Origin of the sequence: uncultured Methylobacterium sp. (assembly GCF_964244095.1) — a bacterium.
Taxonomy (GTDB): domain Bacteria; phylum Pseudomonadota; class Alphaproteobacteria; order Rhizobiales; family Beijerinckiaceae; genus Methylobacterium.
Genome location: NZ_CAXTHR010000233.1, coordinates 1 through 3,608 on the forward strand (window position 1 = coordinate 1; position 3,608 = coordinate 3,608).

Sequence of the window (3,608 nt, forward strand, 5' to 3'; positions counted from 1 at the left end):
GCCGCGACCGGATCGCTCGAATAGGCGAGCAGGGTCGGGCCCTTCAGGAGGGGCTTGATGGAGGCGACGTCCGTGCCATCGAGAGCGATGCTGGCGAGGCTGTTCTTGGCGACCTGCACGGTGGCGCCGGCGAGCTTCATCTGCGACCGCAGCCTCTGCATCTCGGCGACCGTGAGGCCCTTGTAGTGGGCCACGACGACGACGGCGCTCTTCGCGAACACGCCATTGAGCGTCGAGACGAGATCAGCTTTTGCTGTCCTGTCCACTGGGGCTCTCTCCGGTTGAGCGGAACCCGAGCATGGGTCCGCCGGTTGCACATGCCGCCCGGAACGGAACTCGGCCGAGATACAGCCGAAAACGTCCTGGACGACGCTTCACGGCCCTGCCCCCCGCCGCCGCCCCCGCGAGAGGGCGATGCCTAAGGGTTGAGATGGTTCAAACCGATGCCTTCACCCCGTCCCTTAGCGAGCCGGAGCTTCGAAAATGCGGTCTTCCCCGTCTGTGCAGGCTTTGGGGATTAAGCCGGAAAACCGGCGCCTGCAGTCTCGGACAGGACACGGCCGGACGCGGCCCTGCGAGGCTTGCCGCCCCTCAAGTCCTGCCGGCCATAGCCGCCCGGTTGCCCAGGCGGCGTCTCAATCGGAACGCGGCCGATCCGGCCGCTCCCTAACGAATAGGAAAATTGCGTGGAGCACGGTGTATAGAGCCTAGCAAGCCGCCTGCCAAGAGCCGGAGCGCGACTTTTCCGCCGCAGGCAAGCGCGCCGAGGCCGGGGTCAGGCCGCCTCGCGCTCCGGCACGAAACGCCGCCGCGCATTCTCCCACCACGACCGCTCGCGGGCCGCTTCGGTCTCGGCCGCCTTGGCCGCGTAGAACGAGGCGTTGTGCTCGCCGCGCAGGGCCTCGCGGGTGAAGCGGATCAAGTGGTGGGCGACGAAGCCCATGTTGAACACTGCCTCGATCTGCCCGCGCCTCAGCGCATAGGCCGCTGCGCTCCAGAACGGCTTGCGGTAGTCGGAGAAGATCCCGACACGGGTGATGATGTTGAACCCGAGGATCAGGCCGCGGCGGAGATTCGTGAAGGTCAGCTTGCCCTTCGTCGGCGTGACGATGCGGTGCGGGTAGGTCGTGGCGCACTGGTGCTTGAACCGCTCGAAGATCTTCTCCGGCTCGTAGGCGTGCGCGATCGCCCGGCGCCAGCTCGCCACCACGCTGTCGTGCGGGCGCTTGAACAGCACGTTCGATTCGAGGCTGGCGTCGTGCAGGAGCCGGTTCTCCCGCTCCAGCCGGTCCCAGAGCGGGGTCTTGGGTAGTGCCTGGAGCAGGTTGATCGTCAGCACGGGGATCGCTGACTTGTCGATGAAGTCGATGAGGTGCTGCTCGGACGCGTCCGAATCGGTGTCGAGGCCGAGGATGATGCCGGACGTCACCTCGAGCCCGTAGGAATTGAGCGTCCCGATCGCCTCGTACATCGGCACGGCGGCGTTGTGAGTCTTGTCGATGCCCTTGAGCGCGCCCTCCTCCGGCGTCTCGATGCCGACGAACACGGTCATGAAGTTGGCCTCGCGCATCAGCGCGAGGATCTCGGGCTGCTTGGCCATGTTCAGCGTCGCCTCGCAGGCGAACTGGAGCGGGTAATGGTTCCTCTTCTGCCACGCCACGAGGTGCGGCAGCATCTCGCGCGTCGCCTTGCGGTTGGCGATGAAGTTGTCGTCGACGAAGTAGACCACCGCCGGGTGGCCGGGCTGGCTGATGATCGCGTCGAGCTCGGCACACATCTGCTCAGGGCTCTTCAGCCTTGGCTGGCGCCCGTAGAGCTGCGGGATGTCGCAGAACTCGCAGCGATAGGGGCAGCCGGACGAGAACTGCAGCGAGCCGATCAGGTAACGCTTGAGCGGAGCCGCCTCGTAGGCCGGCGCCGGGAAGTCCGACAGCGGCAGGCGCTCCTTGGTCTCCAGCCGAACCTGCGCGGGCGGGCGCGACAGGTCGCGGTCGAGGATCGCGACGAGTTGGTCCGTGGCGTCGCCGATCTCGCCCACGTGGAGGTAGTCGAAATCCGGGTACTTCTCCGGCGCGCCCGATACCGAGGGGCCGCCGAGCACCGTCACCTTCGCCGCAGCGTGCGCGCGGCGGCCGATCTCGTGGATCTGCGCTTCCTGGATGTGCATGCCCGACACGAACACCGCGTCGGCCCAGGCGAATTCCTCAGGGCTGGCGCGTGCGATGTTCTCGTCGACGAACCGGCACTCCCAGCTCTCCGGCATGTAGGCCGAGATCAGCAGGAGGCCTTGCGGCGGCATGAACGCCTTGACGCCGCCCATCAGCGGGTAGGCGTGCGAGAAGGTGCCGAAGGACGGCGTGTAGGCGGGGAAGACGCAGAGGATGCGTCGCTGGGTGGAGACGGTGAGGGTGCATCGCATGAACGCCTATTTAGCACAGGCTCAGCCGTTGGCGCCCCCCTCCGGCGCGGCAATCTGCATCGTGATGGGGATGTGGTGCCGCTTCGCGGTGCTTCTCGTGCTGGGTCCCGGATTGTGTTCCGCTCCGCTCCACCCGTTCGGGAAATCGGTGGTGAGACGGAAAGGTTCAGGATTAAGCGCGACGCTTTCCCGGACGTCTGGAGCGCCAGCGGAAGGTGATCCGGGACCCAGCACGAGAAGCGTCGCGCAGCGGCTCAATTCATTGGTTCAGTTCAAGATAAAAATCCCGCCAATCCGGTTTCATCCCCTCGATCAACGCCAGCTTCCACGCGCGCCGCCAACGCTTGATCACGTATTCGCGGATTCGAGCCTCGATGATGCGCCCGTAACCTTCGTACCAAATCAGCATCGACACGCGGTAGGTCGCGGTGAAGCCCGGTTCGGTGCTCCCAGACCCGTCGCGCGAGGTCCATCGTGGAACCGGTGTAGAGCGTGCCGTCGCGTTGGCTTGCCAGGATGTAGACGTGAGCAGCCAAGCGAATCGAACCCATGCTCATCGATGGCAGGGATATCGCGAACCCGATGGAAAACAAAAAACGCCCGGCCGCTGGGGCCGGGCGCTTCAATCGTTGTGCGCAACGAATCAGGCGCCGAGCACGGTGCCCGGCTCGACCTTCACGCCCGGGCCCATCGTCGAGGTGACGGCGATGCGCTGGATGTAGGTGCCCTTGGAGCCGGCGGGCTTGGCCTTGGCCACCGCGTCGGCGAACGCCTTGATGTTCTCCACGAGCTTGGCCTCGTCGAACGAGACCTTGCCGATGCCGGCATGCACGATGCCCGCCTTCTCGACGCGGAACTCCACCGAGCCGCCCTTGGCGCCGGCCACCGCCGACTTCACGTCCATGGTCACGGTGCCGACCTTCGGGTTCGGCATCAGGCCGCGGGGGCCCAGAACCTTGCCGAGACGGCCGACGAGCGGCATCATGTCGGGGGTGGCGATGCAGCGGTCGAACTCGATCTTGCCGCCCTGGACGATCTCGAGGAGATCCTCCGCGCCGACGATGTCGGCGCCGGCGGCGCGGGCGTCGTCGGCCTTGGCGCCGCGGGCGAACACCGCCACCCGCACCGTCCGGCCGGAGCCGTTGGGCAGGTTGCAGACGCCGCGGACCATCTGGTCGGCGTGGCGCGG

General features: G+C 66.5%; 4 protein-coding genes and 1 pseudogene. All 5 read right to left on the minus strand.

Annotated elements, in window-relative coordinates; all coding sequences use genetic code 11:
• Positions 1-266: 50S ribosomal protein L10 (gene rplJ, locus ACFE86_RS21645; protein WP_375457377.1), on the minus strand; the 266-nt coding region annotated here is incomplete at its 3' end.
• Positions 267-775: 509 nt separating this feature from the next.
• Positions 776-2,419 (minus strand): B12-binding domain-containing radical SAM protein, encoded by a 1,644-nt coding sequence (locus tag ACFE86_RS21650; RefSeq protein WP_375457378.1) that lies wholly within the window; start codon positions 2,417-2,419, stop codon positions 776-778.
• A gap of 259 nt (positions 2,420-2,678) precedes the next feature.
• Entirely contained in the window at positions 2,679-2,834 is a 156-nt protein-coding gene (locus tag ACFE86_RS21655; RefSeq protein ID WP_375457380.1) for a hypothetical protein, read from the minus strand.
• Positions 2,835-2,895: 61 nt separating this feature from the next.
• Positions 2,896-2,976, minus strand: a pseudogene (locus ACFE86_RS21660) (hypothetical protein); the annotation flags it as partial.
• 86 nt (positions 2,977-3,062) lie between these two features.
• Positions 3,063-3,608 (minus strand): 50S ribosomal protein L1 (gene rplA, locus ACFE86_RS21665; RefSeq protein ID WP_375457379.1); only part of this gene is annotated, 546 nt, incomplete at its 5' end.